We start from the raw sequence: 25,613 nt of genomic DNA on the forward strand, positions 1-25,613 counted from the left end.
ATGTCAGTGCCGCAGCATGACGGTCGGCACGACCGAGAGTCCGAGCGGCAGCGACGTGCCCGGCTTCAGTCCATCGTCGATGACGATCTTCACCGGCACGCGCTGCACGATCTTCACGAAGTTGCCGGTCGCATTTTCGGCGGGGAACGCCGAGAAGCGCGAGCCGCTGCCGAGCTGCACGCTGTCGACATGGCCGTGCAGCTTCATGTCCGGATACGCATCGACGTCGAGATCGACCTTGTCGCCCGGCTGCATCCGATCCAGTTGCGACTCCTTGAAATTCGCGGTGACCCAGACGCGCGTCGTGACGAGCGTGAGAATCGACGTGCCCGCCTGCAGGAAGGTTCCGTATTGCACGTTGCGCTTCGTGATCCAGCCGTCGGCGGGCGCGCGCAGTTCCGTGTACGAGAGATTAAGTTGCGCGGATTCGACCTGCGCCTCTGCCTGACGCACTTGCTGACGCCGCTCGTCGACGGTCGCGACCACCTGCGCGATCTGTTGCGGCACGAGGCTCGCGGTACGCACCTGCGCGCGCGCCTGCGCGACGTTCGCCTGCGCGCTCTTTTGCTGCGCGTTCGCGGTGTCGATGTTCTGCTGCGACGTCGCGCGGATATCGACGGAATGCTGGCGCTCGTACGCCGCGCTCGCCTGGGCGAGATTCGCGCGCGCGGTCTGCTCCTGCGCCTGAGCTTGCGCGAGCTGCGCGGGATACTGCACGCGCGCGACTTCGAGCTGCGTCTGCGCCGCGTGCAGTTGCGCCTGCGCGAGCCCGAGCTGCGCGTTCGCCTGATCGAGTTGCGCCTGATAGTCGCGCGGATCGATCCTGATGAGCAGATCGCCCTTGTGCACGAAGCGGTTGTCGTCGAGGTTCATCGTCACGACATAGCCCGATACCTTCGGCGCGATGGTGACGGCGTCGCCGTCGGTGTAGGCGTCGTCGGTGCTGACCTGGTTGCGCGTCATGAACCACCAGATGAACGCGCCGATGGCAAGCACCACGACGACGATGCCCAGAATGATCAGCGGCTTCTTGCCGGGCTTCTTGCGCGGTTTGTCGTTGTCTTTGTCTTTGTCTTTGTCTTTCTCTTTGCCGCTTTCGTCTTGCTTGTCTTTGCCGTTCGCATCGTCGCTTTCGCGATCGCGCGCTTCGTCTTGAGTATCTGAGTCGTCTCGGTCTGACATCACCGCTCGCTTTCGGGTGGCTTTCGGGTGGATTCAGGTGGGAAGTGCAAGGCCCAATTCGCAGCCGGCAAGCAAGCCGTGTTCCCCGCGCTGCCCGATTTGCCTGAAACCGAACGTGTGTGCGGGCTGGCATGAAAACGCCAGCGTCACCTCAGTCGCGATTCTGGGTCCCCTTTGTAAAAACAGTAGCCGCGTGCTCATTCGCCGCTAACTCTGCACGCCGATCATCGCGTCTGAACGAACCGGAATGGAGACTCATCATGTACAAGCACATTCTCGTCGCGGTTGGCACGAGCCTCAGCGAAAACGCACTGACCACCGCCATCACGCGCGCACGCGACTGCAACGCGCGGCTGACGGCGCTGCATATCGTCGATCAGACGCCGTGGTGGGCCATCGTCACCGCCGACAGCAATCCGGGCGAAACGCTCGATGTCATCGACGACCACGCGCGCGCCGTCACGCGCTATGCGGCGCGGCTGATCGACAGTGCCGGTATCGACGGCATTGCGCGCAGCGTCACGCAGCCGCTCGACGGCACGAGCGTCGGCGAGCTGATCGCGCGCGAGGCGAATGCGGTGGGCGCGGATCTCATCGTGCTCGGCGGCGAAGCCGATACCGGCTGGCTGCACGGCGAGGCGCGCCTGCGCGATGTGGTCTGTTCACACGCGCGCTGCGACGTGCTGATCGCGGCGCATACGAGCGCAGCGCCCGCGACGGATACGCAAGCAGCGCGCGTCGCTTCGGCCTGCACGGGCGCGCGCGCATCACATCGTCACAGCGCGCCGCGCAAGTGAGCCGCAAGCTGCACGATGCCGATCGATATCTGCTTCTCGCGCTTCGGATCGAGCCGGCCGACCGGCACGCTCGTCGATACCGCGACACGCTTGCCCGCCGGCGTCATCCCGACATATGCCGCGAAGCACGCGAGACCTTCGGCGACTTCTTCGCGCTCGACGGCAAGCCCGCTCGCGCGTATCGCGGCCAGCTCGCGCAACAGCGCCGCGCGTCGCGTGATGGTGCGCGGCGTCACCGCTTCGAGACGCTCGGGCAGTCGCTCGATCACGGCTTCGTCGGTCATGCCGGAGAGCAGCGCCTTGCCGAGCGCGCAGCAATGCGCGGGAAGCCGTGAGCCGAGGTCCGACACGAGCCGCACCGGACGATGCGCGTCCTCGCGCGCGATATACACGACCTGCACGCCGTCGAGCACCGCCAGTTGCACGACCTCGTTGTGCTTGTTGATGAACGCGCCCGCGCCTTCGCGAAACGCGGCCTGCAGCTTGTCGTGGCGCACGTAGGCATTGCCGAGTTCGAAGAGGCCGACGCCGATCATGTAGCCGTCGTCGCGCTTTTCGATCCACTGCATGCGCGCGAGCGTTTCCAGCATCAGATAAAGCGTGCTGCGCGATAGACCGGTTCGTTCCGCGAGCGCCGCGGCGCGCACCGGTTTGGCGGCGGCCGCGAGAACGTCGAGTATGTCGCTCGCGCGGCGCAGCGCGGGCACGTCGTAGGTTTTTTCCATCCGCATATTATTCCAACAGGTTGGATAATCAATCAACCCAATGGACACGTCCGGACGCGCGGGCTACGATCGGCTTTCCTTTTTCCGCCTGTCATCCGCCTTCATGCAAAACGTCAACGTTTCCTCCTGCCTGCCCGAAGATTTCGCCGATGCCGTGCTGATCGGCCGCGTGTGGCGCCCCGCGCCGGTGAACGGTCCCGCCGTCGTCGCGGTGCGCCGTGGCGAAGTGTTCGACATCACGCGCGCCGCGCCCACCACCGCCGATCTCTTCGATAACGCCGACGCGCTCGACATCGCCCGCAATGCGCAAGGCGAGCATCTCGGCAACGTTCAGGACCTGCTGCAAGCGACGCTCGACGCTTCCACCGATGCCCCGCGCCTGCTCGCGCCCTGCGACGTGCAGGCCGTGAAGGCGTGCGGCGTGACGTTCGCGGTGAGCTTGCTGGAGCGCGTGATCGAAGAGCAGGCGGGCGGCGACGCGACCCGCGCGCAGGAAGTGCGCGACACGATCAACAAGCTGATTGGCGCGGATTTGTCGAAGATCGAGCCGGGTTCGGACGCGGCGATGAAACTGAAGGCCGAACTCGAGCGGCGCGGCGCGTGGTCGCAATACATGGAAGTCGGCATCGGGCCGGACGCGGAAGTGTTTTCCAAATCGCAGCCGATGTCGTCGGTGGGGTTCGGCGCGGATGTCGGTTTGTATCCGACATCGAAGTGGAACAACCCGGAGCCGGAGATCGTGCTGGCGGTGAATGCGCGCGGCGAGATCGTCGGCGCGACGCTCGGCAACGACGTGAATCTGCGCGATATCGAAGGCCGCAGCGCGCTGTTGCTCGGCAAGGCAAAGGACAACAATGCGTCGTGCGCGATCGGCCCGTTCGTGCGTCTCTTCGATGAGCGCTTCACCCTGGATTCGGTGCGCGCGACGAGCGTGTCGCTGCGCATCGAAGGCGCGGACGATGGCTTCGTGCTCGAAGGCGTGAGTCACATGAGCGAGATCAGCCGCGATCCCGCCGATCTCGTCACGCAGACGCACGGCGCGCATCATCAGTATCCCGACGGCTTCATGCTGTTCCTCGGCACGATGTTCTCGCCGATCAAGGATCGCGATACCGAAGGCGGCGGCTTCACGCATCATCTCGGCGATGTCGTGACGATTTCGACGCCGAATCTCGGCGCGCTCGTCAATACGGTGCGGCTGTCGACGGAAATCGAGCCGTGGACGTTCGGCGTGCGGGCGCTGTATCGGAGTCTCGCGGCGCGCGGGCTCGTCTGACCGGATTCACGAGGCCCCGAGCCGAAAGCCCTTCGCCGCGCCCTTCGTCACGAGCTGAACAGGCGTCTCCATGTACGGCGACAAATCCCTTTGCCGCCGCTTCTCGACGAGCGCCTTCACCGCGACATCCACACCGAACACCGCCTGCCGCGCGCCGAACTGCTCGACCGTCGCGAGCAGGCGGCCGTCGTCGAGCATCGGCTGCACGGCGTCGATGTTGTTGTAGCCCGTCACCAGCACGCGCCCTTTCTTCCCCGCGATGCGGATCGCCTCGATCGCGCCCATCGCGATGTTGTCGTTCGCGCAGAGCAGGCCGCGCAAGTCCGGATGCGCGTAGAGCATCTGCAGCGCGCTCGCCTTGCCGCTCGCGGCGGTCCAGTCGCCGCTGTCCGTGTCGGCAATACGCATGTCCGCCGCGTTCATCGCCTCCCTGAAGCCGAGCGTGCGCTGCTGCGCGTTGCGATCGTTCGGCGGCCCTTCGATGATGCCGACTTCATCGCCCGCCTTCAGCTTCGACGCGAGGTACGCGCCCGCGAGCTTCGCGCCGCGCCGGCTGTCCGGCCCGACGAACGGAATCGTGATGCGCGCCGCGTCCTGCGCGGCTTCGTCGAACGAATTGTCGATGGCGATCACGATGATGCCCGCCGCGATCGCCTTCGCCGTCACCGGCAACAGCGCCTTCGAGTCGGCGGGCGCGATGACGATCGCGTTGACCTTCGCATCGATGAAGGTTTCGACGATATGAATCTGCCCGGCCACGTCGTTGTCGGTGAGCGTGCCGTTCGTCGTGAGATCGAGTTGCGACGCGTAGTGGCGCTGGTAGTTGCGCGCGCCGTCGATCATCGACGCGACGAACGGATCACCGAGCGATTTCATCACGAGCGCGACAGTCGCTTTATCCGATGCGGCGTGCGCATGGCGCACGTGCGCGAGCCCGCACGCGCTGAGTGCGCACGCGGCAAGCAGGCGTCGGCGGACAAGGCTCGGCATGGCGTTTTAGGACGGATCGGAAAGGTCTCATTGTAAGCGCACGCATCCGGCGGCCGGACGTGCTTTGGGCGCGCTTTCGCAGCGAGCGTCGAAAGGCGATCGACCGGCGTTCGTAAGCGCGGCGCAAACGAGCGGCGCGCGGCTTGGCACTCCGGATTGCATCGCCTAGTGTGAAAGCGCATCGGGTCCGCGATTTGCAACGAGCGGGCACGTCGTTTCTTCTGGAAGCGTTTAACCGCCGCTTCGGGATTTCCCTGCTTTACTTCGTCGCGCCGTCGTTCTTAAATAAATCAACTTGATTTAATTAATGGCCGCGATTCGATGGCCGGTCATTTCGGAGACAGCGCGTGAAACTCCCAAGCGGTAGAGGCAGCAATTCCGCGAGCGTGCGCCGGTACAACGAGCGTCTGCTGTTGCAGGCGCTGCGGCGCGCAGAGCCTGCATCGAAGGCCGATCTCGCGCGGCACGCGAACCTGACGAGCACGGCGGTCGGCAGTATCGTCGAATCGCTTGAAAATGCCGGGCTGATCGAATACACAGGACGGCGCCTCGAAGGCCAGCGCGGCCAGCCCGCGTCGCTGATCCGGCTCGATCCGCGCGGCGCGTTCGGCATCGGCGTGCGGCTCGATCGCACGGGCATCGAGACGGTGCTCGTCAATTTCGCCGGCGACGTGCTCGCCCGCAGCGCGCTCGACGCCGTGCTCCCTCATCCGTCGGACGTACTGAGAATCGTGGAACGTGATGTCAAAAGCATGCTTCGTCTGCTTTCCGACGTGGAACGCGAGCGCCTGACCGGCGTCGGCATCGCGCAGCCGTTCAATCTCGGAAGCTGGCTGCGCGAGCTCGGCCTGCCCGCCGAACGCTTTCGCGCGTGGGACGAAACCGATTTCGCCGACGAACTCGGCCGCGCGCTGTCGCTGCCCGTTTTCAGCGAGAACGACGGCAACGCCGCCGCGACCGCGGAACTCTTCTACGGCCACGGCCGCAGTTGCGACGACTTCGTCTATCTCTTTCTCGGCTCGGCAATCGGCGGCGGCATCGCGATCAACGGCGACTGTCTGCGTGGCGCGTCGGGCAACGCGGGCGACATCGGCGTGATTCCGGTGCCGCCGAGCCGCCTGCCGTCCGCGCCGCAGCCGAACGGCCAGTGGGACATCCTGCTGTCGCGCGCGTCGCTGAACGCGCTCGTGCGGCATCTCAACTACTGCGGCGCGTCGGCGGACAACCGCGTCGACCTGCAGTCGTGCATCGAGCGCAGTCTGCCCGCCGTCGACGAATGGATCGACGACTGCATCGAGGCGCTTGCGCCTGCCTTGCGCGCGACGCTTTGCGTGCTCGACGTGCCGATGGTCGTCATCGATTCCGACATCGACGGCGGCCTGCTCGACAAGCTCGTCAAACGCCTTTCGACGACGCTCGCCGCCACCGCGCCCGAAGCGCGCGGGACGCCTTCGCTCGTGCGCGGCTCCTTCGGCCCGGATGCGGGCGCGATCGGCGCGGCCACGTTGCCGATGTTCTTCAACTTCTCACCGCGCGCGGCGATCCGCCACGCGGGCATCAAACCGCAGGAGATGAACCATGCCGCATGATGCTTCCAGCCGGCCGCCGCTTCTCCAGATGCGCGGCATCAGCAAGACCTTTCCGGGCGTGCGCGCGCTGAACGACGTGCGCCTGTCCGTCTTTCCCGGCGAAGTGCATTCGCTGATGGGCGAAAACGGCGCGGGCAAATCCACGCTGATGAAGATTCTCTCGGGCGCGTATCAGGCCGATGCAGGCGGCGAAATTCTCATCGACGGTCGAGCCGTTACCATCGACGGTCCGCTCGCCGCGCGCTCGCTCGGCGTCGCCGTGATCTATCAGGAACTTAGCCTCGCGCCGAATCTGTCCGTCGCGGAGAACATTTACGCGGGGCGCGAACTGCGGCGCGGCAGGCTCGTCGATCGCGCGGGCATGGAGCGCGGTTGCGTCGACGTGCTCAAGCGTCTCGGCGCGAACTTCAAGCCGCATACGCTCGTCGGCGATCTGTCGATTGCGGAGCGGCAGCTCGTCGAAATCGCGCGCGCCGTGCATGCTCATGCGCGCATCCTCGTGATGGACGAGCCGACCACACCGCTCTCTTCGCGCGAAACCGACCGTCTCTTCGAACTCGTGCGGCAACTGCGCGAGGAAGGCATCGCGATCATCTACATCAGTCATCGGATGGCCGAGATTTACGAACTGAGCGATCGCGTGTCCGTGCTTCGCGACGGCGCGTACGTCGGCACGCTGATGCGCGACGAACTCTCCGCCGACAGCCTCGTCAAGATGATGGTCGGGCGCGACATCTCCGGCTTCTACAAGAAGCAGCACGCGCCCTACGACCCGGGCAACGTCGTGCTCTCCGTGCGCGACATGGCCGACGGCAATCGCGTCAAAGGATGCAGCCTCGATCTGCACAAGGGCGAAGTGCTCGGCATCGCGGGACTCGTCGGCGCGGGACGCACCGAGTTCGCGCGCCTCATCTTCGGCGCGGAACCGGCGACGCGCGGCGAAGTGTCGATGCACGGCAAGCCTTTGCGCCTGCGCACGCCGCGCGATGCGATCGACGCCGGTCTCGTCTATCTCACCGAAGACCGCAAGCATCAGGGTCTGTTCCTCGACATGAGCGTGCGCGACAACATCAACATCACGATTGCCGGACGCGACGCGAAGATGGGCGTGATGGACCTGCCGCGCGGCAACTCGCGCGCGAAGGACGCGATCGCCGCCTTGACGATCCGCGTGCCGAACATGCGCGTGAACGTGGGCGCGCTCTCGGGCGGCAATCAGCAGAAGGTGCTGCTCTCGCGCCTGCTCGAAACCAAACCGGAAGTGTTGATCCTCGATGAACCGACACGCGGCGTCGATATCGGCGCGAAGTCGGAGATCTATCGAATCATCAACGATCTGGCGCGCTCGGGCGTGGGGATCATCGTGATTTCGAGCGAACTGCCGGAAGTGATCGGCGTCGCGGATCGCGTGCTCGTGATGCGTGAGGGGGAAATTGCGGGCGAACTCGGCGGGCATTCCGGCAAGCCGATTTCACAGGAAGGGATCATCGAACTGGCGACGGGCTCGAAGGTCGCGCTCGATCAGGCGGCGTGACGGACGAAAGGATATCTGGAGAGAGACATGGCTAACACGACGAAACACCACGACAGCGCGCCGGCCGCAAAGGCGGAGAGCGTATCGCAGCGGCAGAACCGCATCGAGCATCGCGAACGCATGCAGGTGCTGATGCGAACCGCCGGCATGCTGCCGGTGCTGATCCTTTTGTGCATCGGCTTCGGCATCGTGACCGACGGCTTCTTCAGCTTCCAGAATCTGTCGATCGTCACGCAGCAGGCATCGATCAACATCGTGCTCGCGGCGGGCATGACGTTCGTGATTCTGACGGGCGGGATCGACTTGTCGGTCGGCTCGATTCTTTCGGCGGGCGCGGTCGCGGCGCTGCTCGCATCGAACATTCCGGGCTGGGGATGGCTCGGCATTCCCGCCGCGCTCGCCGTGGGCCTCGGCTTCGGCGTCATCAACGGCTTGCTGATCGCGCTGCTCAAGCTGCCGCCTTTCATCGTGACGCTCGGCTCGTTGACCGCGGTGCGCGGCATTGCGCGGCTCATCGGTCACGATACGACGATCTTCAATCCGCAACTGTCGTTCGCGTTCATCGGCAACGACACGCTCTTCGGCGTGCCCTGGCTCGTCATCATCGCGCTGCTCGTGGTGATCGTGTCGTGGTTCATCCTGCGACGCACGGTGCTCGGCCTGCGCATCTATTCGGTCGGCGGCAATCCGGAAGCGGCGCGTCTGTCGGGCATCAAGGTGTGGGGCATCGAGCTTTTCGTCTACGCGATTTCGGGCCTGCTCGCCGGTCTCGGCGCGGTGATGTCCGCCGCGCGCCTCTATGCCGCGAACGGTTTGCAGCTCGGCCAGTCATATGAACTCGATGCCATCGCGGCCGTGATTCTCGGCGGCACGAGCTTCGTCGGCGGCGTGGGATCGATCGTCGGCACGCTGGTCGGCGCGCTCATCATCGCAGTCTTGAGCAATGGTCTCGTGCTGCTCGGCGTGTCCGATATCTGGCAGTACATCATCAAGGGCCTCGTCATCATCGGCGCGGTGGCGCTCGATCGTTACCGCCAGCGCGGCTCGGCTCGCACCTGACCTGTCTAAACCGGGCGCATTCGGGTCCGCTTGCGCCCGCCCTCGAAAAAATGGACCACCCCGGAGACAACAACATGCGCAAACACAATAAGCTTTTCGCGAGCGTCGCACTCGCTCTCGGTTTCTCGATGTCGCTATCCGCGCACGCCGCCGACAAGCAGTTGAAGTCCATCGGCATCACGGTCGGCTCGCTCGGCAATCCGTACTTCGTCACGATTTCGAAAGGCGCGGAAGCCAAAGCCAAAACGCTCAATCCGAACGCGAAAGTGACGGCGGTTTCGTCCGATTACGACATGAACAAGCAGTTCACGCAGATCGACAACTTCATCTCGGCGCACGTCGACATGATCCTGCTCAACGCCGTCGATCCGAAGGCGATCGAGCCGGCGGTGAAGAAGGCGCAGAAGGCGGGCATCGTCGTGGTCGCGGTCGATGTCGCGGCGGCGGGCGCGGACGCGACCGTGCAGACGAACAACGTGCAGGCCGGCGAAATTTCCTGCGACTTTCTGGCGAAGAAGCTCAACGGCAAGGGCAACGTGGTGATCGAGAACGGACCGCAAGTGTCGGCGGTGATCGATCGCGTGAACGGCTGCAAGACCGTGCTCGCGAAGAATCCGGGCATCAAGATTCTGTCCGACGATCAGGACGCGAAAGGCTCGCGCGAAGGCGGCATGAATGCGATGCAGGGTTATCTCACGCGTTTCCCGAAGCTCGACGGCGTGTTCGCGATCAACGATCCGCAAGCGATCGGCACGGACCTCGCGGCGAAGCAACTGCATCGGAACAACATCGTGATTACGTCGGTGGACGGCGCGCCGGATATCGAAACCGCGCTCAAGTCCGACACGATGATCCAGGCGTCGGCGAGCCAGGATCCGTGGGCGATGGCGCAGCAGGCGGTGAGCGTCGGTTACGACCTGATGAACGGGAAGAAGCCCGCGAACGCGACCATTCTGTTGCCGTCGACGCTCGTTACGCGCGAGAACGTCGGCAGCTACAAGGGCTGGTCGTCGCCGCGTTGAGCGGCATCGTCATTTGATCGGGACGACGCGCAGCGCGCTCGGCTTGTTCGGCGCGCCCGAGCGATCCACGGCGATGAGCCGCCTGCGCGCGACGTCCACCGCGACGCCGCGCGGCGACTCGAAACCGTCGGCGATGACCGTCGCGCGGCCGCGCTTCGAGACGCTGCATACCGCGTGCGCGCCGCATTTCGTGTAAAGCGTGCCGTCCGGGGCCGCTGCCAGCAGATCGGGCGCGTCGACGGCCGCGAAGACATCGCTTGCGGCCACGGGCGCGCTCGCCGCGCGCGCTGCCTGCAAATCCACTTTGTAGATGCGGTTCGCGGTCTGATCGCCGATGTAGAGCGTGTCGCCCGCCGCCGCGAGTCCGACGGGCTTCGCGAGCCCGGTGACGATGTCGCGCTCGATCACCTGACGCGGCGCCGTGCCGCGCGTAATCACGCTCACGCCGCCGACGGCGGGCGCGCTGCCTTCCTTCGTGAACCAGCTCGAGAGAAACGTGCCGCCGTCGAGCACGAGCAATCCTAGACGACGACGCGCCGAATTCGTGTCCGAGGCGAGCGCGACCTGACCGCTCGGCGCGATATCGTAGATCGCGCTCGACATACCGAAACCGAATTGCTCGACGAGCAGATGACCGTTCGGCGCGAACGCGATCTGGCTCAGGCCGGTGCGTTCGCCCGTGGCCGCCGGAATGCGCGCGTAGAGCGAGAACGCGGGCGCGTCTTCATCGCCGATATGCGTCGTCATCACGATGCCGTTGGTTCTGTCGTCGGTGACGAAGACGGCGCCGTCGGCATCGCGCACCGCAACGCCGTTCGGCGTGCCTGCAAGCGGCACCGTCTGCACGCTCGTTCCCGGCGCGACCGAGCCGCACGCCGCGACGAAAGCCGTCATTGCGATCGCCGCCATCAGCCGACGCTTCATGCGCTGCTCCCGTCGATTACGTCGATTTACCGCCGATGCGCCTTGAACGACGCCAGCGCCGGACGTCGTAATATAGCCGCCGACATGGCGCCGCTCAAAGCGAAATGTCAGTCGGACGGCGCATCGCACGCACGCTCGAACGACGACGGCGCGGGCGCCTTTTCCGATGCCGCGAGCCGTTGCAGCACGACGAGGCCGAGAAGCGCGAGACCGAGGCCGAGCGTAAAGTCCGCGTGCACGCCCGCGCGGTCGACGATCGTGCCGCCTACCGCCGAGCCCGCCGCGATGGCGACCTGAATCACGCTGACGAACATCGCCGAACCCGCTTCGGGCAGATCAGCGGTGCCGCGCTGAATCCAGACGCTGAAGCACAGCGGCAACGCGCCGAACGCGATGCCCCAGAGCAGCATGCCCGTCGTCTCGCCGATGGGCGAATGCTCGAGCAGCAACATCGACGACATCGCGCCGAGCAGCAGCAACACCATCGCCGCGACGGATTTCTTGAGATGGCCGGAGACGACCATCGACATCAGCGCGTTCGAGAAGAAGCCGATCAGCCCGAAGCCGAACAGCAGCAGCGTAATCGTGCTCAGCGAGAAATCCTGTTCGAGCAGCGGCGCGATGTACGTGTACGTCGAGAAATGCGCGCCGAACACGAGCGCGACCATCAACATGCTGAGACGCGCATGAGGCCGCGCGAGCAGCTTCTTGAAATCGGCGATGCGCAACGCCGATGCCGACGGCAACGACGGCACGAGCAGCGCCTGCGCGATGAGCGCGACCGCGACGAGCCCCGCCGTTGCCGCGAACGACAGACGCCACGACGCGAACGACGCGATGAAGGTGCCGAGCGGCACGCCGATGACGGTCGCGAACGTCACGCCGGTCAGGATCGTCGCGGTTGCCTTCGCGGCATCCTTCGCCTGCACGAGCCGCGGCGCCGCGGCGGTCGCGAGCGTCCAGAAGCCGCCCAGCGCGGCGCCGAGCAGCGCGCGTCCAATGAGCATGACGGGCAGGTTCTGCGCGACCGCGCTCACGAGATTCGCGATCAGGAGCACTGCGGTGAGCAGCAGGAAGACGTACCGGCGGTCCATGCGGCCCGCGCTGACGATGAGCGTTGGCGCGAAGATCGCGGCCATGACGCCGGGCGTCGTCACCATGAGACCCGCGACGCCGGTCGATACGCCGAGATCGTGCGCGATCTGCGGCAGCAGGCCGACGGGCAGGAATTCCGCCGTCACGAACGCGAACGCGCTCATGGCGACGGCGATGACGGCGAGCCATTGGCGCATCGATGTCGAACTTCCGTCCGTTGATGCCGCGAGTGTGGGTGTATCGATTTGCATGATGGCAAGGATGCAGGATTGAAGTCGGACACTGTATGTCGGGCTTCGCTCCGGAAAAAGCATCGAGCCTTGAACAGAGTTGCCGGCATCGCCGAACAATCTGCGCTTAAGAAGCGTCGTCGCGACGAACCGGCGCGTTGCCGGCCCGTCGGCGCCGTATCGGGAATCAGCCCTGAATGAAAGCGAGCAGGTCTGCGTTGAGGACGTCCGCGTTCACAGTCAGCATGCCGTGCGAGTAGCCCGGATAGGTTTTAAGCGTGCCGTTCTTCAGCAGCTTGATGGACTTGAGCGCGGCATCGGCGATCGGCACGATCTGGTCGTCTTCGCCGTGCAGCACGAGCATCGGCACGGAAATCGACTTCAGGTCTTCCGTCTGATCCGTTTCGGAGAACGCCTTGATGCCTTCGTAGTGCGCCTTCGCGCTGCCCATCATGCCCTGACGCCACCAGTTCTGGATGACGCCCTGATGAACCGTCGCGCCCGACCGGTTGAAGCCGTAGAACGGACCGGCGGGAACATCGACGAAGAATTGCGCGCGGTTATCGGCGAGCGCCTTGCGGAAACCGTCGAACACGTCGATGGGCAGACCTTCCGGATTCGCTTCGGTCTTGAGCATGAGCGGCGGCACCGCGCTCACGAGCACTGCTTTCGCGACGCGTCCCGAAGGTTCGCCGTGCTTCGCGACATAGCGGGCGACTTCGCCGCCGCCCGTCGAGTGGCCGATATGGACCGCGTTCTTGAGATCGAGCGCTTCGACGACCGCGAAGGCGTCGGCGGCGTAGTGGTCCATGTCGTGACCATCGGACACCTGCGACGAGCGGCCGTGCCCGCGCCGGTCATGCGCAACGACGCGAAAGCCCTTCTGCACGAAAAACAGCAACTGCGCGTCCCAATCGTCGGAGGAAAGCGGCCAGCCATGATGAAAGACGATGGGTTGTGCGTCCTTCGGGCCCCAATCCTTGTAGAAAATCTCGACGTTATCTTTGGTCGTGACGAACGGCATGACAATCCTCTCGTTGAAGGTGATGGAGCGGGTTGCTGAACCGGGCGGATTGCCCGGCCCGATTGCGGCTGAGGCGTTCTTGCGGATAGAACAGTACACGTTTGCCGGCTTTGTTGCCCGGATTGCGCACCGGGCATGGCGATTATGCGCGGACAGAAATGTCACAGGCGAGACAACGTAATATATTCTGCGATATAGCGCGGCGATCCGCGACCCTTGTCGAGGACTTATGACGTCACTGAGGCAGAGTGTTTTGAGCAGCCCAAGCGTGCAAATCGGCGGCGCGGTGCAAAGACCGCTTGCGCTCGATGTCGCCGCGATGCGCGAGTTCGAGCGCGCGAGCATCGAACCGTTCGATCTCGTGTGTTTTTCGACGGGCCGCTATATCCGTCCGATGGGGCGCTATCGCGGCGTGCAGTTGCGCGTGCTGCTGGATGCCGCGGGCGTGCGCCGCCCGGACAACACGGATTTCAAGCGCACCGTGTTCCTCGCCCACGCGCACGACGGCTACGCGGTGACGTTCTCCTGGCACGAGCTTTTCAATACGCCGGTCGGCGCGCAGGTGATCGTCGCGTATGAGTGCGAGGATCGCGCGCTCGGCATTGACGATGGCTTGCCGGTGCTCGTGTCCGGCGCGGATACGGTGCGCGCGCCGCGCCACATGAAACGCCTCGTGCGCGTCGATGCGCACGTGCTGGGCGCGCCGCATCGATGAATGCTGCTGCGCGTGCATTGCTCGCGCACGCCGTCGATCCCGACGCGTCCGATACCGTGCTGTTCGCGAGGCTGATCGGCGCGCGCGTCGAATCGCGTGATCTGCCGCTGCTCGGGCTCAACGCCGACGCGTTGTCGGCGCTGGAAGCGCGGCATTTTCCCGGCGCGCAGGTCGGTCGTCCATCGGTGACGATGCTTTGGCCGGCGCACACGCCATTCGTGCGCGATCTGCGCGGCCTGCTGATGTGGCACGACCGCGCGGCGACGCGTCATCGGCAAGACGCGCTTTGTCTCGCAACGATCATCTGCGCCGCGTCGCTGCGTCCCGATCATCTGTGGCGCGATCTCGGCCTGAGCAGTCGCGACGACGTCACCGACATGCTCGTACGTCATTACCCCCAACTCGTCGCGCGCAACGTCACGAACATGCGGTGGAAAAAGTTTCTCGCGATGGAAGTGGCGCGTGCGAGAGGCGTCCCGCCGATGCCTGCGCCGGGTTGTCCGGGGTGTGAGGATTTTGGGGTTTGTTATTGAGGTTGAGCGCTAGCCCCCGCCAAACCAACGACCTCATAGCCTTCGTGTATCCTCCCCACCATGGCGACGACCCCACACACCCCCGAACCTGCAAGCGAAGCCACCCCGGCCGATCAACCCGCCGAAGTGCGCTTTCGCATGCGCGTGACGAAAGGCGACATCATCGCGATCGGACCGGGCAAGATTTCGCTGCTCGAAGCGGTGCGCAAGCACGGTTCGATATCGGCGGCGGCGCGCAGTCTCGACATGTCGTACCGGCGCGCGTGGCTGCTCATCGACGAACTCAATCGCTCGCTCAAGTCGCCCGCGACGATTTCCGAGCAAGGCGGCCAAAGCGGCGGCGGCTGCGTGCTGACGCCCGTCGGCGAAAGCATCGTGCGGCTTTATCGCGATGTCGAATCGCAGGCGCAAGCGGCATGCGCCGAACAGATCGAAGCGCTCACGCAACTGCTCAAACCCTAGCCGTGCCGCAAACAGAATGCCGACGGCGGCGGCGCGCTCGTCTGCGCCTTCCTTGCGTCCTGCACGTTCTGCCCGCTCGCCCCGAGCCGCGCGACGAACTCCACGAAACTCGCGATGCTCGCCGTGCGCAGCGGCGAATAATCGACGCCATGCCGCTCGCACACGCGTTTGAGCATGCTCATCGAATCATGATCGATGCAATCGACGGGGAACAGCACGACATCCGCATTCGGCAGCGCAGCCGCGAGCAGCCCCTTGCGATCCTCGATGCCGCCATCGTGAACGATCATCTCGCCGCCCGCGCCTTCCACGAGCGCCTTCAGCGCCGCATTCGAGTTCGGCCTTCCGCCGACATAAACGACACGCTTGCCGCTCACCCATTCGACCGCGCGGCGGCGTGCGTCAGGCTGCGCGCCTGCATCGAGCGTCGCGCGTTCCAGCGCCGCGCATTCGGCCTGCACGACCTTCAGAAGCGCCTGCGCTTCGCCGAGCTTGTTGCGCAATACGCGCGTTTCGTCGTCGCCCCGCTGCGCGCGCTGCTCGGCGGCCTCGCGACGGCTCGTGTGCAGCGCAAGCCGGCGCTCGCCGTCCTCGACCTTATCGCGTAATCGCTCGATTTCGGCTTCGGGCTGCGCCGTCGACAGATCCGCTTTGCGCTCCACGCGCGCAGCGAGCTGCAGCGCGTGTTCGTTCGATTGCCTGACCGCCGCGTCGCGCTCCGCGCTCACTTCGACAAGACGCGCCTGCTGACGCTCGATCTTCTCCTTGAGCGCCTCGTTTTCCGCTTCGAGCGCGACGAGCCGCCGGATGTCCGCGCGATTCGCCGCGCCGACCAGATGCGACAGCATATGCAGCTCTCCGAACGCCGACTGGCGCATTTCGATGCTCGCGTGCGGATGCGACATCAACGCCCAGTACGCAGGCGGAATATCGCCCGACTTGAGCGCATCGTTCCAAAGATCGAGGAGCGCACGCGGATCCCGCGCGGCGTCGAAGCGGCGAATCGCGCCCGCGTACCGCTCGTCGAGCGCCTTGTTCAGCGCCTTCGCGCCCGCGCCGCCCGCGATCGCAAGCTCGACGGCCGCGTGATGAATCTCGAGATCGCTCGCGTGATAGCGGTCCAGATCGGTGAACTTCGGCACGAGCCTGCGAAGCTCGCCCGTCGAAAGACACGTGCCGATCACCGAGCAATGCAGATGCGCGTCCAGTTCGGACAGACGCGCGCGGCGCCGCGACGCGCGCAAATCGGACTCGGTCGGCTGCCAGCAGGCATCGCGCGCGCCGAGCACGCTCGCGCGGGCGCGTTGAAAAGGAGGAGTCTGCATGAAGGCCCTCGTGCTTTCGTGTTTCGCAATATACCACCGAATATAGCGACTGCAAAAAGCACGCGCACTTCTTACACGGCGTATCCTGTGTCCTTCGTCGCGCCGGACGTTTCCAATCGCGAAAAATCGCTCAACAGGAGAATCTGAATGGCCAGGGTTGAAGTCAAGGTTCCGCAGCTTTCCGAATCCGTCACCGAAGCGACGATGTTGCCGTGGAAGAGACAAGCGGGCGACGCTGTGACGCAAGACGAAATCCTCGTCGAACTGGAAACGGACAAGGTCGTGCTCGAAGTGCCCGCGCCGTCCGCCGGCGCGCTCGTCGAAGTGGTGAAGAACGCGGGCGATATCGTGCATGCGGGCGACGTGCTCGCGATCGTCGATACGGACGCCAAGGCGTCCGCCGCCGCGCCTGCGTCCGCCCCTGCCCCTGCCCCTGCCCCTGCCCCTGCGCCCGCGCCTGAGAAGCCGGCTTCGACGCCTACGCCCGCGCCTCAGACCTCGGGCCAGAAAGCCGACTTCGATGTCATCGTCGTCGGTTCCGGTCCCGGCGGCTATATCGCCGCGATTCGCGCCGCGCAACTCGGGCGCAAGGTCGCGTGCGTCGAGGAATGGATCAATCCGGCCGGCAAGCCGAAGCTCGGCGGCACGTGCCTGAACGTCGGCTGCATTCCGTCGAAGGCGCTGCTCGCGTCATCCGAGCAATTCGAAAAGGCGCAACTCCATTTCGACGAACTCGGCATCAACATGGACAACCTGTCCGTCGATGTCGGCAAGATGGTCGGCCGCAAGGAAGCGATCGTCGAGAAGATCACGGGCGGCGTCGAATTCCTGTTCCGCAAAAACAAGATCACCTGGCTCAAGGGTCACGGCAAGCTCGCGGGCAAGGACGGCGCGAACCTCAAGATTGACGTAGGCGGGCAAACGCACACCGCGCAGCACGTCATCATCGCGACGGGATCGAAAGCGCGTCATCTGCCGAACGTGCCGGTGGACAACAAGATCGTCTCCGACAACGAAGGCGCGCTCGCCTTCACGTCCGTGCCGAAGAAACTGGCCGTGATCGGCGCGGGCGTGATCGGCCTGGAGCTCGGCTCCGTGTGGCGCAGGCTCGGCGCGGATGTGACGATCCTCGAAGCGCTGCCCGAATTCCTCGGCACGACCGATACCGCGCTGCAAAAGGAAGCCGCCAAGCTCTTCAAGAAGCAAGGTTTGACGATCCATCTCGGCGTGAAAATCGACGGCGTGAAGACGACCGATTCGAGCGTCTCGATCTCATACAAGGACAAGGACGGCAACGCGCAGACGCTGGATGCGGACCGCCTGATCGTGTCGATCGGCCGCGTGCCGAACACGGACGATCTCGGGCTCGATTCGATCGGTTTGTCGGTCGATGAACGCGGCTTCATTCCCGTCGACGGTCATTGCGCGACGAAAGTCCCGAACGTGTACGCGATCGGCGATGTCGTCCGCGGCCCGATGCTCGCGCACAAGGCCGAGGACGAAGGCGTCCTGGTCGCCGAAATCATCGATGGGCAAAAGCCGCATATCGACTACAACTGTATTCCGTGGGTGATCTACACGCATCCGGAGATCGCGTGGGTCGGGCAGACGGAGCAGGCGCTGAAGGCCGAAGGCCGCGCGTTCAAGGCGGGCCAGTTTCCGATGCTCGCCAACGGCCGCGCGATGGGCATCGGCGAGACGGACGGCTTCATCAAGATCATCGCCGATGCGAAAACGGACGAGATTCTCGGCGTGCACATCATCTCGGCGAACGCGTCGGATCTGATCGCCGAAGCGGTGGTCGCCATGGAATTCAGGGCGGCGAGCGAGGATATCGGACGTATCTGCCATCCGCATCCGTCGCTTTCAGAAGTGATGCGCGAAGCGGCGCTCGCGGTGGACAAGCGCGCGCTGAATATCTAAACGCGCCGCGGCATCCACACGCGCAGCAGCGAGTAGAGCCGGTCGATATCGATCGGCTTTGCCAGATAGTCGCTCGCGCCCGCCGCGAGACATTGCTCCTGATCGTCCTTCATCGCCTTCGCCGTGATCGCGATGATCGGCAGCTTCCTGAAACGCGCATCCTCGCGCAGGCGCCGCGTCGCTTCGAGTCCGTCCATGCCGGGCATCATCACATCCATCAGAACGATGTCAATGTCCGGATTCTTGTCGAGCGACTCGATCGCCTCGAAACCGTTGCGGCCGATATTCACCTTCAAACCCTGATGCTCGAGCGCGCTCGACAGCGAGAAGATGTTGCGGATATCGTCGTCGACGAGCAGCACGCGGCGGCCGTCCAGCACGCGGTCGCGCGAGCGCGAGACGTGCAGCATCGCCTGACGGTCGGCGGAAAGATCGGTCTCGACCTTGTGCAGGAACAGCGTGACTTCATCGAGCAGACGCTCCGGCGAGCGCGCGCCCTTGATGATGATCGACTGCGAATAGCGCATCAACTCCGCTTCCTCGTCGTGCGTGAGATTGCGGCCCGTGTAGACGATCACCGGCGGGAACGAATACGCGTCGATCGCGGCCATCTGGCGCAACAGGTCGCCGCCCTGCATGTCGGGCAGCTTCAGATCGATGATCATGCAATCGAAGATCGTCGTCTTCAGCAGTTCGAGCGCGTCGCGGCCAAATTCGACCGGCGTGATTTCCACGTCGGTATCGCTGATGAGTTCGACGATGCTCTGACGCTGACGCGCATCGTCCTCGACGAGCAGCACGCGCTTGATCTTCTGGCTGCCCTTCTCTTCGAGCCGCTGGAAGATCGCCGTGAGTTGCTCGCGCGTCGTCGGCTTTACCGCGTAGCCAATCGCGCCGAGATGCAGCGCGGCCTCGCTTTTGTCCGACGCCGACACGACATGCACCGGAATGTGCCGCGTCTTCGGGTTCGCCTTCAACTCCTGCAACAGCACGAGTCCCGAGCGGTCCGGCAAGCCGATGTCGAGCAGGATCGCGTTCGGCGCGCTGTCCTGCGCGAGCTTGAGCGCCTCGCGCGCCGTGCCCGTCACGACACAGCGATAACCCAGTTCGTGCGCCAGATCGAGCAGCACTTGCGCGAAGTTCCGCTCGTCTTCGATGACGAGCACAAGACGCCGGCCGGGCGTGAGATCGGCGCGATCGTCGTCGATGACGGGAATCGATTCGATCGGCTCTTCCGGTTCCTCGACGGCCACAGGCGGCGGCGGCTCCTGCACGACGGCGCTCGGCAACGCGGCGGCTTTGCCGTAGACGAGCGGCATCGTCAGCGTGAAGGTGCTGCCCGCGCCTTGCGTGCTGCGCACCGAAATCTCGCCGCCGAGCAGATGCGCGAGACTGCGCGAAATCGAGAGACCGAGGCCCGTGCCGCCGTAATGGCGGCTCGTGGTGCCGTCGGCTTGCTGGAACGCTTCGAAGATCGCGTCGAGCTGATCCGGCGCGATGCCGATGCCCGTGTCCGTCACGACGAACTGCACCGCGCTCATGTCCGTCCCTTTGTCCGCGCGCTTCAGCGTGAGCGAGACCGCGCCCGAATCCGTGAACTTCACCGCGTTCGACAGCAGGTTCTTCAGGACCTGTTCGAGACGGCGGAAATCGGTCGTGAGCGTCGGATAGCCGTCGATATCGTTGCGCAGTTCGAGCCTGAGCTTCTTCTGGCGCGCGAGCGGATCGAACGTGCGCGCGAGCGAATCCATGATGCGTTGCAACGGCACGTCCTCGATATGCAGATCGAGCTTGCCCGCCTCGACCTTCGAGAGATCGAGAATATCGTTGATGAGGTTGAGCAGATCGTTACCCGCCGAGTAGATGGTCTGCGCGTACTTGATCTGATCCGCGGTGAGATTGCCGGTCTTGTTCTCGGACAACAGCTTAGCGAGGATCAGCGAACTGTTGAGCGGCGTGCGCAATTCGTGCGACATGTTCGCAAGGAACTCGGACTTGTAGCGGCTCGCGCGCTGCAGCGCTTCCGCGCGCGCTTCGAGTTCGCCTTGCGCGGCGTTGAGCGCGACGTTGCGTTCGTCGAGCACGCGCGCCTGTTCCGCGAGCTGATCGTTGGTCTGCTCGAGCTCCGACTTCTGATTCGCGAGATAAACCTGCGCCTGCGATAGCGCCGTCGTCTGTTGTTCGAGTTCCTCGTTGGTCGTGCGCAGTTCTTCCTGCTGCATCTGCAACTCTTCGTTCAACTGCTGCGTCTCGTCGAGCACGCGCTGCAGCCGCTCGCGATACTGCGCCGCCTCGACGAAATCGCCGATATTCCCTGCAATCGTCTTCAGGAACTGCTGGTCGCGATCGGTCAGCGCGTGCATCGCGCCAAGTTCGATCGCGCCGTTGGCCTGGCCTTCGTTTTCGATCGGCAGGATCGCGAGGCTCGCCGGCGCGCTCGCGCCGAGCGCCGACGTCACCTTCCAGTAACCGGCGGGCACGTCGTTCATCGTCGTGAGCTTGCGCGCGCGCACCGCCTGTCCGACGAGGCTTTTCACGCCCGCGAGCGCATCGGGCACGGGCGCGCCGTCGGGATCGAAGCCAAAGCTCGCGGTGCGCTTCAACGCGCCGTCACCTTCACGCACATAGAACGCGGCCATCGATACCTTCAGATAGTCCGCGAGGAAATCGAGGATCGTCTGGCAAAGCTGTTCCAGCGACTGCTGGCCGATCACCCGTTGCGCGAGTTGAGTCTGGCCGTCGCGCAGCCACGCCTGCTCCTGGAGCGCGCGCGTCTGCCGTTCCTGCTCGGCGATCGCCGCGCCGAACGCGTTCGAAAGCTGCATCAGCTCGCGCCGGCCGAAGATCGCGAGGCTCACGGACAGAGCAAGACTCAGAATCAGAAAAACGACCACGGTGATGGTCGTCAGTTGTTTTGCCGATTCCACGCGCTGCAAACGCAAGGTCTGCTCGATGTTGAGAAACGCGGCGAGTTCGCGCTCGGTCTCCGCGCGTTCGGCCGAGCCGCGCCCGATGCGCACGAGCGCGGCGGAATCCTGGGCGTGGCGGCGAGCGTCGATCAGGCTGTCGGCGACCTTGTCCCATTGCGCCTGCAACGCGCGAATGCGGATCAGACGATCGACCTGCGGCGCGTTATCGGAAACGGAATCGGCGAGCGTATCGATATCGGCGCCGAGTTTCGGTTTTGCGGTTTCGTAGGGCGCGAGAAAATTTTCGTCGCCGGTAATCAGGTAACCGCGAATCGCGCTTTCCTTTTCGCTGACGAGCCGGCCGAGTTCCTGCGCGTTGCCGATCACGCGCTCCGAATGCTCGACCCAGTTGATGCCCGACAGCAGATACAGCACGAGCGCGACAAACGCGACCGCCGTGACGACGCCCGTCCCGAGCGGCAGCGCGATGTTGCGAAAAAGAATGCGACGAAAGCTCGCCTCGTCGACACCGGTCCGCAAAGGCATAGACAGCTCCGATATAGCGTGAAGTCGCGCTGGGCCGATGTCTCGCAGCAGCCCACATGACGCCGACAATCCCGAAAGTTTTAATTCCTGTTTCAGCCGGTGCGCATCATACCCGGTTCGACTCCGCACTGCGGCAAGCCCGGACGCGCCCGCGCAGCGTAGCAGCGTAGCGGTTTTCCGGAACGGGCGTTCGGATGCTTCCGGATCGCTCTGCACCGTGCGTGGCGAACTATTCTTTCTCGCGGTGTGTCGGCACGCTGATGCCTGGTGAAACGGAGCGCGTCCGATTTTCCGCGCGCCGTGTTCCTATCGCGCGGCGCGCTTCAATTCACCGCATCGACAGGAAGCAAAGATGAGTCAGGAACTCGACCGGTAAGGTGCATGGCCGGCACGCGCTCCTCGGAGATGAGCATCGCGCGGCGCAGGAATACCTGTTCGAAGAGCTGCTGCTTCGTTCCGAAGTGATACGTGATGAGCGCCTGAGTAACACCGCACGACACAGCCACTTCCTTCAGCGACGTGCCCGCATGGCCGCGCTGAGACAAGTCGACCCCGGCTGCGTCGAGAATGCTTTCGCGTTGATCGATGTTGCCCGTCGGGCGGCCGAGGCGTTTGCGCTTGCTCGATGCGCCCTTCATGCGTGAGCGATGCTGCCGATGAACCGAGAACCGGGTCACTTCGCAGTCGAAGGGCGTTGCGCCTGCGCTCGGAGGAATTCGTGACGGCGGCCGGTCGAGCGATGCGGCCGCCGTCATCGTCGATGCTAGTTGCAATATCCCTGCGAAGCGAACGTGCCGCCGCCCGGCGCCGCGGTCGTGCACAGCGTATTCAGCAGCGACGCGATGTTGCCCGAGCCGTAGTTTCCATACGTCGCGTTCGGATACTGCGTGTTCTGGCGAAACTGCGACGCGTAGTTGTCCTTGGACGCGTTCGGATCGGCCGATCCCCAAGACGTCACGCCGACGATCGCGAGATTCGGCGAACTGCCTACAGCCGCGCCGCCGGACAGCACGGCATCGCGCGCCCTGAAGTTGACGATCCACGGACCGCCGCTCGCGCCGCCGGTGAGATTGCTGCCCTGCCAGAGTTGCGATGCGCCGCTGACGGTCGTCGTGTACGTCGGGCCATCGGTGCGCTGCATGATCGCGCCGCCGTCGAGCAGCGCGGGATAGCCGAAGGTCGTGACCGACGCCGTCTGAAGATTGCCGGTCTTCGACGACGACACGAACGAATAGTTGTTCCAGCCGTAATTCAGATAGCCGGTGAGGTCGCCGATGAACTGATTCGATGCGTTCTTCGCGATCGCGATGACGGCGATGTCGTTGTTGCGCGCCGCGCCCGATCCGGTATCGGTGCCGTTCGCCCACGTCGATGGCCGCACGAGCGCCGCCCATGTCCATGTTCCATAAGGCGCGATCTGCGCGGAAGTGGCGCCCGATGCGCCGTAATGACCGGGTCGGAACTGCCAGCCCGAATAGATCGCGCTGCCGCTGCCGAAGCTCTGGATGCAGTGCGCCGCCGTGACGATCACGCTCCGGCGGATCAGGCTCGCGGTGCAGTATCCGGCCGAGAAAGTGAGCTTGCCGATCGCGCGATACGGATAGGTCGTGCTGAGAAAGTTCGCACTCGTGGTGCCGAGCGCGCTCTGATTGCCGTCCTGCACGCGGCCCGTCGTATAAGGAATGGCGAAGGAGCCGTAGGCGCGCGTCTGTGCGTCGGTCACGATGCCGCTCTGCGTGTTCACGCCGGGCACGTAGGGGCTGGGACCGGTGTCGGGCACGATCGACGATGTGTCCGGCGCAGCGAGCACATTGACGACCGGCTTCAGACTCGACAGATCCGCCGGCGCTTCTCGCGACGCGGCGGGATTCGTATTCACGACGAGTTCATCGTCCGCATGCGCGATGCCTGCGCTCGTCATCGACAATGCGACCACCGCCGTCGCCTCCACGCAGGCCACTCGTTTCGATCTTTTCATGACACCCTCCGGTTGATAGATACGATGTGTCAGATGAACATCGATCTTCCGTTGTTTGGCAATCCTAATTCTTATGAACATGGATGCGTTCGTGGTCTGATTCATCGGATGCATGGCGATGCCACAGCGCGCGCTTAACTTCGACGAATCGCGCGCGTTCATGCAATAGATCAGGAAAGCGAACAATGACTAACTCTAGTTCAAATTTTCGCCAATCTCGATGCAGAGTGTTTGGATCAGCGGAAAGAGCCTGCGTAAGACGGTTTGTGGTCCACGGCACCAAGCGCGCTTGACGCCGCACCTTCCATACAGATAGCCTACATTTAGCTTTCGATGTTTCAAAAATGCGCGCGAGATTTTGGATCGCGCCGCTTCATCGACGTTCGATACGCGCGGTCGTCACCGCCCGCGATTCCCGCTTGCGACAGGGCCAGCGAGACCGCAACGGCTCTTCACGTTGTGAGCGTTTCCGATCACTCGCAAACGTTCTCTGCGCGTTCGCGCACGGCCTGTCACGGCACTGGCCTCGCGTCCGGTTAAGTAGCGCACAGAACGCGGCGTACAGCCTGTCATTCTTGCCCCACATCGCGTTTCTCTCTCCAGGTGACGCGTGGTGAAGAAACACTACAAGGGGCACAAATGAGTAATCCTAAAAAATTCAAATTGAATACCGCGATCAAGCTGAGCGTGATCGTAATCGCGGCGGCCATATCGAATTTCGCAAGCGCGCAAACGACGGGGATTCCTTGCGCGAACCAGTCGTCCGAGGGCTGCGTGCCGCTCAGCTCGAGCGTTGCGTTGACGGTTGCGGCGAATGACTCGGAGACGCGCGTGTCGCCGACGACTGAGCCGACGGTCGATACCGTGTCGGCGGTCGTGCCTTTGCTCGACGGCGGGCGCGGCAGCGATGGGTCGGCAGGCGCGCGTTCGGGCGGCAGTACGTCGAGCGGGTCGGGGTCCGGAACCGGCACGGGCTCGGGTCAGGGCTCGGCGAGCAGTGGACCTGGCTCCACCGCAGGCGCGGGTGGCGGGACGAGCGGCGGTGCGAGTGGCGGTACGGGCGGCGGAGGCACGGGATCGGGATCGACGGGCGGCGGAAACGGCAGTTCGGGTCCCGGTGACGGCGGCGATTCCGGTGGAGACTCGGGCGGCGATTCGGGAGGCCACGGTCATGGACATGGCCACGGGCATGGTGACGGCGACGGACATGGACACGGCGACGGGCATGGTGATGGTCATGGTGACGGTCATGGTGTAGGCCATGGCGACGGCCACGGTGATGGCCATGGCGACGGCCACGGCGTAGGCCACGGCGATGGCCATGGCGACGGCCACGGTGATGGCCATGGTGACGGTCACGGTGATGGCCATGGCGACGGCCACGGTGATGGCCATGGCGACGGTCACGGTGATGGCCATGGCGACGGCCACGGTGATGGCCATGGTGACGGTCACGGTGATGGCCACGGCGATGGCCATGGTGACGGTCACGGCGATGGCCACGGTGATGGCCATGGCGTAGGCCATGGCGACGGTCACGGCGATGGGCATGGCGACGGTCACGGTGATGGGCATGGCGACGGTCATGGTGACGGTCATGGCGACGGTCATGGCGTAGGCCACGGCGACGGCGGCCACGGAAACGGTTCGACTGGCGGTCATGGCGGCAGCAGCGGCGGTCACGGCGGCGGCAATGGCGGCGGCGGACACGGCGGTGGCGGCAACGGCGGCGGTGGCAACGGCGGCGGTGGCAACGGCGGCGGTGGCAACGGCGG

General features: G+C 64.5%; 23 protein-coding genes and 1 pseudogene. 13 read left to right on the forward strand and 11 right to left on the reverse strand.

Annotated features, from left to right (window positions below):
* Nucleotides 1-3: 3 nt before the first annotated feature.
* Nucleotides 4-1,182, reverse strand: a complete 1,179-nt coding sequence (locus AWB77_RS06960; protein WP_061133633.1) for an HlyD family secretion protein — start codon at nt 1,180-1,182, stop codon at nt 4-6.
* 260 nt (nt 1,183-1,442) lie between these two features.
* On the opposite strand from AWB77_RS06960, the gene AWB77_RS06965 reads away from it, so the two are divergent.
* On the forward strand, nt 1,443-1,979 hold the full coding sequence (locus AWB77_RS06965) for a universal stress protein (RefSeq protein ID WP_061133634.1): 537 nt from the start codon (nt 1,443-1,445) through the stop codon (nt 1,977-1,979).
* On the opposite strand, the gene AWB77_RS06970 is transcribed toward AWB77_RS06965, so the two are convergent.
* The gene (locus tag AWB77_RS06970) at nt 1,958-2,704 is read right to left on the reverse strand and encodes an IclR family transcriptional regulator (protein ID WP_061133635.1); all 747 of its coding nucleotides are present in this window, start codon (nt 2,702-2,704) and stop codon (nt 1,958-1,960) included. The two genes, AWB77_RS06965 and AWB77_RS06970, sit on opposite strands and share 22 nt — an antisense overlap.
* Before the next feature lie 103 nt (nt 2,705-2,807).
* Here AWB77_RS06970 and AWB77_RS06975 point away from each other — a divergent pair, with 103 nt between their 5' ends.
* Entirely contained in the window at nt 2,808-3,980 is a 1,173-nt protein-coding gene (locus AWB77_RS06975) for a fumarylacetoacetate hydrolase family protein (RefSeq protein ID WP_061133717.1), read from the forward strand.
* Between the two features lie 6 nt (nt 3,981-3,986).
* Here the strand turns inward: AWB77_RS06975 and AWB77_RS06980 are convergent, their stop codons facing one another.
* On the reverse strand, nt 3,987-4,970 hold the full coding sequence (locus AWB77_RS06980; protein ID WP_061133636.1) for a substrate-binding domain-containing protein: 984 nt from the start codon (nt 4,968-4,970) through the stop codon (nt 3,987-3,989).
* A 347-nt stretch (nt 4,971-5,317) separates the two neighbouring features.
* Between AWB77_RS06980 and AWB77_RS06985 the strand changes: the two genes are divergently transcribed.
* The 4 genes from AWB77_RS06985 (at nt 5,318) to AWB77_RS07000 (ending at nt 10,174) form a co-directional block, all read left to right on the forward strand.
* Entirely contained in the window at nt 5,318-6,559 is a 1,242-nt protein-coding gene (locus AWB77_RS06985) for an ROK family transcriptional regulator (protein WP_061133637.1), read from the forward strand.
* Nucleotides 6,549-8,093 (forward strand): sugar ABC transporter ATP-binding protein, encoded by a 1,545-nt coding sequence (locus AWB77_RS06990; RefSeq protein ID WP_061133638.1) that lies wholly within the window; start codon nt 6,549-6,551, stop codon nt 8,091-8,093. The genes AWB77_RS06985 and AWB77_RS06990 overlap by 11 nt, the downstream gene beginning before the upstream one ends.
* 27 nt (nt 8,094-8,120) lie before the next feature.
* Nucleotides 8,121-9,152, forward strand: a complete 1,032-nt coding sequence (locus AWB77_RS06995) for an ABC transporter permease subunit (RefSeq protein ID WP_061133639.1) — start codon at nt 8,121-8,123, stop codon at nt 9,150-9,152.
* Between the two features lie 128 nt (nt 9,153-9,280).
* Nucleotides 9,281-10,174, forward strand: coding sequence for an ABC transporter substrate-binding protein (locus AWB77_RS07000; protein ID WP_374728678.1), 894 nt, complete (start codon nt 9,281-9,283; stop codon nt 10,172-10,174).
* A 9-nt stretch (nt 10,175-10,183) separates the two neighbouring features.
* Here the strand turns inward: AWB77_RS07000 and AWB77_RS07005 are convergent, their stop codons facing one another.
* The 3 genes from AWB77_RS07005 to AWB77_RS07015 form a co-directional block, all read right to left on the reverse strand.
* Nucleotides 10,184-11,098: an SMP-30/gluconolactonase/LRE family protein gene (locus tag AWB77_RS07005; protein ID WP_061133640.1), complete on the reverse strand. Its 915-nt coding sequence runs from the start codon at nt 11,096-11,098 to the stop codon at nt 10,184-10,186.
* 107 nt (nt 11,099-11,205) lie between these two features.
* Nucleotides 11,206-12,444: an MFS transporter gene (locus AWB77_RS07010; protein WP_061133641.1), complete on the reverse strand. Its 1,239-nt coding sequence runs from the start codon at nt 12,442-12,444 to the stop codon at nt 11,206-11,208.
* Nucleotides 12,445-12,610: 166 nt separating this feature from the next.
* Nucleotides 12,611-13,447: an alpha/beta fold hydrolase gene (locus AWB77_RS07015; protein WP_061133642.1), complete on the reverse strand. Its 837-nt coding sequence runs from the start codon at nt 13,445-13,447 to the stop codon at nt 12,611-12,613.
* Nucleotides 13,448-13,676: 229 nt separating this feature from the next.
* On the opposite strand from AWB77_RS07015, the gene AWB77_RS07025 reads away from it, so the two are divergent.
* From AWB77_RS07025 to AWB77_RS07035, 3 genes are read left to right on the forward strand one after another with little or no spacing between them, the layout of a single operon-like run.
* Nucleotides 13,677-14,162: a molybdopterin-dependent oxidoreductase gene (locus AWB77_RS07025; RefSeq protein ID WP_061133644.1), complete on the forward strand. Its 486-nt coding sequence runs from the start codon at nt 13,677-13,679 to the stop codon at nt 14,160-14,162.
* Nucleotides 14,159-14,695 (forward strand): nitrogen fixation protein NifQ, encoded by a 537-nt coding sequence (locus AWB77_RS07030; RefSeq protein ID WP_061133645.1) that lies wholly within the window; start codon nt 14,159-14,161, stop codon nt 14,693-14,695. The genes AWB77_RS07025 and AWB77_RS07030 overlap by 4 nt, the downstream gene beginning before the upstream one ends.
* A gap of 60 nt (nt 14,696-14,755) precedes the next feature.
* Nucleotides 14,756-15,157 carry a winged helix-turn-helix domain-containing protein gene (locus AWB77_RS07035; protein ID WP_074168855.1) on the forward strand — a complete coding sequence of 134 codons (402 nt, stop codon included), beginning with the start codon at nt 14,756-14,758 and terminating at the stop codon, nt 15,155-15,157.
* Here the strand turns inward: AWB77_RS07035 and AWB77_RS07040 are convergent.
* On the reverse strand, nt 15,154-16,482 hold the full coding sequence (locus AWB77_RS07040; protein ID WP_061133647.1) for a DUF2325 domain-containing protein: 1,329 nt from the start codon (nt 16,480-16,482) through the stop codon (nt 15,154-15,156). The two genes, AWB77_RS07035 and AWB77_RS07040, sit on opposite strands and share 4 nt — an antisense overlap.
* Before the next feature lie 147 nt (nt 16,483-16,629).
* Between AWB77_RS07040 and AWB77_RS37155 the strand changes: the two are divergent.
* Nucleotides 16,630-16,845: pseudogene (locus AWB77_RS37155) on the forward strand (biotin/lipoyl-containing protein); the annotation flags it as partial.
* Between the two features lie 162 nt (nt 16,846-17,007).
* Nucleotides 17,008-18,405 (forward strand): dihydrolipoyl dehydrogenase, encoded by a 1,398-nt coding sequence (gene lpdA / locus AWB77_RS07045; RefSeq protein ID WP_061133719.1) that lies wholly within the window; start codon nt 17,008-17,010, stop codon nt 18,403-18,405.
* On the opposite strand, the gene AWB77_RS07050 is transcribed toward lpdA, so the two are convergent.
* The 4 genes from AWB77_RS07050 to AWB77_RS35615 all read right to left on the reverse strand — a co-directional run bounded on the left by AWB77_RS07050 (nt 18,402) and on the right by AWB77_RS35615 (nt 24,809).
* The gene (locus tag AWB77_RS07050; protein ID WP_061133648.1) at nt 18,402-21,860 is read right to left on the reverse strand and encodes a response regulator; all 3,459 of its coding nucleotides are present in this window, start codon (nt 21,858-21,860) and stop codon (nt 18,402-18,404) included. The genes lpdA and AWB77_RS07050 overlap by 4 nt on opposite strands.
* Nucleotides 21,861-22,183: 323 nt before the next feature.
* On the reverse strand, nt 22,184-22,498 hold the full coding sequence (locus AWB77_RS34245; protein ID WP_244158464.1) for a helix-turn-helix domain-containing protein: 315 nt from the start codon (nt 22,496-22,498) through the stop codon (nt 22,184-22,186).
* A 125-nt stretch (nt 22,499-22,623) separates the two neighbouring features.
* Nucleotides 22,624-23,838, reverse strand: coding sequence for a trypsin-like serine peptidase (locus AWB77_RS07060; RefSeq protein ID WP_244158465.1), 1,215 nt, complete (start codon nt 23,836-23,838; stop codon nt 22,624-22,626).
* A gap of 569 nt (nt 23,839-24,407) precedes the next feature.
* Complete coding sequence (locus AWB77_RS35615) at nt 24,408-24,809, reverse strand: hypothetical protein (protein WP_157694759.1); 402 nt, start codon at nt 24,807-24,809, stop codon at nt 24,408-24,410.
* Nucleotides 24,810-24,973: 164 nt separating this feature from the next.
* Between AWB77_RS35615 and AWB77_RS37160 the strand changes: the two genes are divergently transcribed.
* Together AWB77_RS37160 and AWB77_RS36590 are read left to right on the forward strand one after the other, a co-directional pair.
* Complete coding sequence (locus AWB77_RS37160; protein ID WP_279616170.1) at nt 24,974-25,096, forward strand: hypothetical protein; 123 nt, start codon at nt 24,974-24,976, stop codon at nt 25,094-25,096.
* Nucleotides 25,097-25,159: 63 nt separating this feature from the next.
* Nucleotides 25,160-25,360 carry a hypothetical protein gene (locus AWB77_RS36590; RefSeq protein WP_157694760.1) on the forward strand — a complete coding sequence of 67 codons (201 nt, stop codon included), beginning with the start codon at nt 25,160-25,162 and terminating at the stop codon, nt 25,358-25,360.
* Nucleotides 25,361-25,613: the final 253 nt, after the last annotated feature.

This window comes from Caballeronia fortuita, assembly GCF_001544835.2.
GTDB lineage: Bacteria > Pseudomonadota > Gammaproteobacteria > Burkholderiales > Burkholderiaceae > Caballeronia > Caballeronia fortuita.

Excerpts from the sequence above, each read along its gene's own strand:
- AWB77_RS06960 (WP_061133633.1), bottom strand. The coding sequence starts at position 1,182 with ATGTCAGACCGAGACGACTCAGATACTCAAGACGAAGCGCGCGATCGC.
- AWB77_RS06965 (WP_061133634.1), top strand. The coding sequence starts at position 1,443 with ATGTACAAGCACATTCTCGTCGCGGTTGGCACGAGCCTCAGCGAAAAC.
- AWB77_RS06970 (WP_061133635.1), bottom strand. The coding sequence starts at position 2,704 with ATGGAAAAAACCTACGACGTGCCCGCGCTGCGCCGCGCGAGCGACATA.
- AWB77_RS06975 (WP_061133717.1), top strand. The coding sequence starts at position 2,808 with ATGCAAAACGTCAACGTTTCCTCCTGCCTGCCCGAAGATTTCGCCGAT.
- AWB77_RS06980 (WP_061133636.1), bottom strand. The coding sequence starts at position 4,970 with ATGCCGAGCCTTGTCCGCCGACGCCTGCTTGCCGCGTGCGCACTCAGC.
- AWB77_RS06990 (WP_061133638.1), top strand. The coding sequence starts at position 6,549 with ATGCCGCATGATGCTTCCAGCCGGCCGCCGCTTCTCCAGATGCGCGGC.
- AWB77_RS06995 (WP_061133639.1), top strand. The coding sequence starts at position 8,121 with ATGGCTAACACGACGAAACACCACGACAGCGCGCCGGCCGCAAAGGCG.
- AWB77_RS07000 (WP_374728678.1), top strand. The coding sequence starts at position 9,281 with ATGTCGCTATCCGCGCACGCCGCCGACAAGCAGTTGAAGTCCATCGGC.
- AWB77_RS07005 (WP_061133640.1), bottom strand. The coding sequence starts at position 11,098 with ATGAAGCGTCGGCTGATGGCGGCGATCGCAATGACGGCTTTCGTCGCG.
- AWB77_RS07010 (WP_061133641.1), bottom strand. The coding sequence starts at position 12,444 with ATGCAAATCGATACACCCACACTCGCGGCATCAACGGACGGAAGTTCG.
- AWB77_RS07015 (WP_061133642.1), bottom strand. The coding sequence starts at position 13,447 with ATGCCGTTCGTCACGACCAAAGATAACGTCGAGATTTTCTACAAGGAT.
- AWB77_RS07025 (WP_061133644.1), top strand. The coding sequence starts at position 13,677 with ATGACGTCACTGAGGCAGAGTGTTTTGAGCAGCCCAAGCGTGCAAATC.
- AWB77_RS07030 (WP_061133645.1), top strand. The coding sequence starts at position 14,159 with ATGAATGCTGCTGCGCGTGCATTGCTCGCGCACGCCGTCGATCCCGAC.
- AWB77_RS07035 (WP_074168855.1), top strand. The coding sequence starts at position 14,756 with ATGGCGACGACCCCACACACCCCCGAACCTGCAAGCGAAGCCACCCCG.
- AWB77_RS07040 (WP_061133647.1), bottom strand. The coding sequence starts at position 16,482 with ATGCAGACTCCTCCTTTTCAACGCGCCCGCGCGAGCGTGCTCGGCGCG.
- AWB77_RS07050 (WP_061133648.1), bottom strand. The coding sequence starts at position 21,860 with ATGCCTTTGCGGACCGGTGTCGACGAGGCGAGCTTTCGTCGCATTCTT.
- AWB77_RS34245 (WP_244158464.1), bottom strand. The coding sequence starts at position 22,498 with ATGAAGGGCGCATCGAGCAAGCGCAAACGCCTCGGCCGCCCGACGGGC.
- AWB77_RS07060 (WP_244158465.1), bottom strand. The coding sequence starts at position 23,838 with ATGAAAAGATCGAAACGAGTGGCCTGCGTGGAGGCGACGGCGGTGGTC.
- AWB77_RS36590 (WP_157694760.1), top strand. The coding sequence starts at position 25,160 with ATGGCGACGGCCACGGTGATGGCCATGGTGACGGTCACGGTGATGGCC.